Here is a 3,678-nt window from a genome sequence, read left to right as displayed (position 1 = left end):
TCCCGCCCGTCCTTTTTGGACGGGCGGGACGCCCATCCCACAAACTTGTGGAAGTTATTTAATTCTCATTCCTATTGTTTCAGGGAACCGGCACGATTCCTCTTCCCTCTGCCTCAAGAGTTCCTCTGCGGTTGATGATTTTCTCTAACTATTTCCCATCCAATCTCGGGACACCCTCCAAAAAAGAGCCGCTCAACATTAATTCAGTCATCCTATCTAGTTTACCGCTGACTTGCAATTTTTTATCTGTTTGAAAGCGCTCGATATCTGCTTTTAAATCGCCGCTATTATATCCTAATTTACTCAAATAATCCCTAGCTTGTTTGTCACTTAACAAGATATCCGCAGACCGAAAAATCGGCACGTATTCCTCGCGCCAAATCTGGGCAAAAGTTGCCCTATCTAAATAGTAAATCCTGCCCCGCGCCGGGTCTGCAATTGCAGCAATACTGTCATTCATTCGCAGCAAAGCCACCGCGTGCGGTAACTTCCGAGGGCCGTCAAACAGCCAAACTGCTAGCACTCCGGGGCGATTAATTTGCTGGATTTGCTCCCAAGTCGGCGCCAGTTCGATCGCATTGACTCCCAAAGCTCTTGCTGCTACAATTAACTGCGGCATCGAAGTTCCCAAACGACTCGTGCCGGCCTCCCTAGCTACACTTGATTCCGTCGCATCAATTCCCCAACGCCTTAACACTGTTGCTAGCGCCGCCGGCGCGCAACTGCTGTTAGATGTTTGTCGAAATACACCGTTTGGCCGCAAATTATCTATTAAATCAGCGTAAATTGGCGCCAGAAAATAGGCTTCAGCGCTGGTAAATCCTGCCAATCCCAACAAGCAAATTAAAATTACTGCGATTACTTGCGATCGCGCCGTCTGCCAGCTTAAAGTAAAGCCAATACCGCAGACTCCCATCAACATCACTCGTAGCAAAGTCCAAGTAACTGCCATCCCGTGAAAGCGCCACTCGATCGGCAAAGCTGGCATTTGAGGCAGATTTAGAGCCAGCAGCAGCAAGGCAATATAAAAACCCAAAAAAGCTAGGGCGATCGAATTTCTGCCCTTAAACAAATCGTTAGCCGTCACTCCCGATCGAACTAACACCCGCCCTCCGCGCATTCCCCAGACAAACAGCACCGAACCCAGCACCAGCGTCACAAGTATTTCCATAAGTTCAGAATATGGTCGCTTAACGCTAGTTGTAACATTTATGCGATCGACTTGCACCCCAATCAAGAGTGGGAGAGAGTCCGAGTGGGGGAGAGAATTTGACGATGTTTGGGTTTCGTTTCTCAATTCCCCGCTACAATCGAATAAACACGATTTATCCAAAATCGAAGCAGGCAAAACAACCCTCAATCCTAAAGACTTCGACCTGCATCCCTTGTTGGATATTAAGTTTTGCCGGATTTTTTTTGATGAGTCTGAGTAAATGGTTGAGAATCAGATAATTCAGCTACCTAACCCAAAAGGAGATATTGCCATGTTTGCCAACTTAAAGCTGAGAAACCGGATGTTACTCGGATATGCAGTTCCCATTGCTTTATTTGTAGGATTAGTAGCGCCAGTCTTCTCCAGCGCCAGTAAGGTAGCCGAGTCATATAGACAAACAAAAATTTCGCTTACTGCCATAGAAGGGACAGATTATATGAGTTTTTACCTTGCCAAGATGGTGGGAGAGACTAGGGGCTATCTTTTGATCAAGGATGGAGATTTTTTAAATGCTTATCAGAAAGACTTACAAGCATTTCAAGAAGTAGCCGAATTGGTAGGCAGGACGATTGAAAATCCCATCCAGAAAGAGCGATTGAAAAAATTAATTGACTTACAAAAACAATATGATGATTTTTCTAAACAAATGATTAATTTAGTCAAGCAAGGAAAGCAAAAAGAAGCGCTAGAAGTTTTTGCCACAAAAAAAGGGACATTAATCATCAATGAATTTAACGAATTAAATCGCTCTTTTAATGAAAAAGAGCATGAAATTTTGGACGCTGCAACTTCCAACGCAGAAGAAAATATCAGATTTTTAATCGCTGCCGTTTTGGTTGGTGCCGTCTTAGGCATTGCGATCGCCTTACTTGCTGCCTTTTTAATCTCTTCAGGTATTGCTAAAACAATTAGTGACGCAGTGAATGCGATCGCCAGTTCTTCCACAGAGATTGCGGCCACAGTTGAACAGCAGGAACGCACAGCCACACAGCAATCTAGCTCTGTCAATCAAACTACTATCACAATGGATGAGTTGGGCGCTGCTTCCCAACAATCAGCCCAGCAAGCCCAAGCAGGTGCTGAATCTGCACGGCAAGCTTTAAACATCGCTGAAAGGGGAACCCTAGCAGTGGATCAAACCCTGGAATCGATGACTAGATTGAAAGAAAATGTCGGGGCAATCGCGGCAGAAATTCTGCGATTGAGCGAACAAACCAATCAGATTGGCAATATCTCTACTGCTGTCACAGATATAGCCAATCAAACGAATATGCTGGCACTGAATGCCTCAGTAGAAGCGGTGCGGGCGGGCGAGAACGCCCAAGGTTTTACTGTCATAGCTACAGAAATCCGCAAACTAGCAGATCAAAGTAAGAAATCGGCCGAGAAGATTAACAACCTGGTCTTTGATATCAAGAATGCGATCGAGTCCACCGTAATGGTGACAAAGGAAGGTACTAAAACAGTAGAAGAAGGAACCAAAATAAGTCAAGAAACGGCAGCAGCTTTCTCAGAAGTGGCAAAGGCTGTTAACAATGTGGTATTGAACAATCAACAAATTTCTCTAACTGCCGAACAACAGGCAGTTGCCATTCAACAAGTAGTCGATGCTATGAACAGCCTCAACCAATCGGCAAAAGAAACCGCTAGCGGTATTACTCAAACCAAATTAGGAACTCAACAATTGAAGGAGGCAGCCCAAAATCTCAATTCAATTGTTTAAATGACGCTCTGTCTTTTGGGCTAGCAGACTAGCAATTGATAGCATTGAGTTATCAATTGCTAGTCTGCCGTCCCAGCTTGTCAAACCTCCGGCATCCAAGTCATACCATTTGAGATTTGAGATTTGAGATTTGAGATTGGGCATGACCAAGAATTTCAAAGGTGGTACAAGCCCCCGGATTTATCAGTGGAATCAATCCAAAATCTCAAATCTAAAATCCTCAAGCCCCCGCATTTATCCGTGGGGTTAATCTAAAATCTAAAATCTAAAATCTAAAATCGATTGACTGATGACTATCTGGGTTTGCTGCTTGCCGAAAGTTGCATTCTTTTTTTAAACTGGTATCAAAAGGAGCTCCGGCCCATCGCTACCGCCAGGGCGATCGAATTTCTGCCCTTAAACAAATCCTTGGCAGTAACGGACGATCGAACTAACACCCGCCCTCGGCGCATTCCCCAGAGAAACAGCACCGAACCCAGCACCAGCGTCACAACTATTTCCATAAGTTCAGAATATCGTCGCTTAACTAGGTTGTAACATCTATAGCAATCCTAAATGATTTGCGTAATTATTAGACCTCTTGCAAAAGTCCTTTTCATCAATTGATGGGACGGGCTCTTCGGCCCATCCCACAAGAAAAAATAAAGCGTGTGGGATGGGCCGCAGTGCCCGTCCTAGTTATTTTTGCAAGAGGTCTATGGTAGGGGCCATCCCCCCGTGGTTGCCCCGATAGATAGGGGGG

Annotated in this window: 4 protein-coding genes; 1 reads left to right on the top strand and 3 read right to left on the bottom strand. The window is 45.0% G+C overall.

Translation table 11 applies throughout. From position 1 onward, the window contains the following. Window positions 1-148 precede the first annotated feature (148 nt). Window positions 149-1,297, bottom strand: a complete 1,149-nt coding sequence (locus ACUVJL_RS30330) for a cysteine peptidase family C39 domain-containing protein (RefSeq protein ID WP_445249232.1) — start codon at window positions 1,295-1,297, stop codon at window positions 149-151. Between the two features lie 136 nt (window positions 1,298-1,433). Here ACUVJL_RS30330 and ACUVJL_RS30325 point away from each other — a divergent pair, with 136 nt between their 5' ends. After that, window positions 1,434-2,936, top strand: coding sequence for a methyl-accepting chemotaxis protein (locus tag ACUVJL_RS30325; protein WP_445249231.1), 1,503 nt, complete (start codon window positions 1,434-1,436; stop codon window positions 2,934-2,936). On the opposite strand, the gene ACUVJL_RS30320 is transcribed toward ACUVJL_RS30325, so the two are convergent. Together ACUVJL_RS30320 and ACUVJL_RS30315 are read right to left on the bottom strand one after the other, a co-directional pair. Then, entirely contained in the window at window positions 2,925-3,080 is a 156-nt protein-coding gene (locus ACUVJL_RS30320; RefSeq protein WP_445249230.1) for a hypothetical protein, read from the bottom strand. The two genes, ACUVJL_RS30325 and ACUVJL_RS30320, sit on opposite strands and share 12 nt — an antisense overlap. Window positions 3,081-3,280: 200 nt before the next feature. After that, window positions 3,281-3,439, bottom strand: a complete 159-nt coding sequence (locus tag ACUVJL_RS30315; protein ID WP_445249229.1) for a hypothetical protein — start codon at window positions 3,437-3,439, stop codon at window positions 3,281-3,283. Between the last annotated feature and the right edge of the window lie 239 nt (window positions 3,440-3,678).

The organism is Microcoleus sp. OTE_8_concoct_300, from assembly GCF_031383065.1.
Classification (GTDB): Bacteria; Cyanobacteriota; Cyanobacteriia; order Cyanobacteriales; family Microcoleaceae; genus Microcoleus.
Note: the sequence above shows the minus strand (reverse complement) of the source record. Positions and strands in the feature narration are given on the sequence as shown.

Excerpts from the sequence above, each read along its gene's own strand:
- ACUVJL_RS30325 (WP_445249231.1), top strand. The coding sequence starts at position 1,434 with ATGGTTGAGAATCAGATAATTCAGCTACCTAACCCAAAAGGAGATATT.
- ACUVJL_RS30320 (WP_445249230.1), bottom strand. The coding sequence starts at position 3,080 with ATGCCCAATCTCAAATCTCAAATCTCAAATCTCAAATGGTATGACTTG.
- ACUVJL_RS30315 (WP_445249229.1), bottom strand. The coding sequence starts at position 3,439 with ATGGAAATAGTTGTGACGCTGGTGCTGGGTTCGGTGCTGTTTCTCTGG.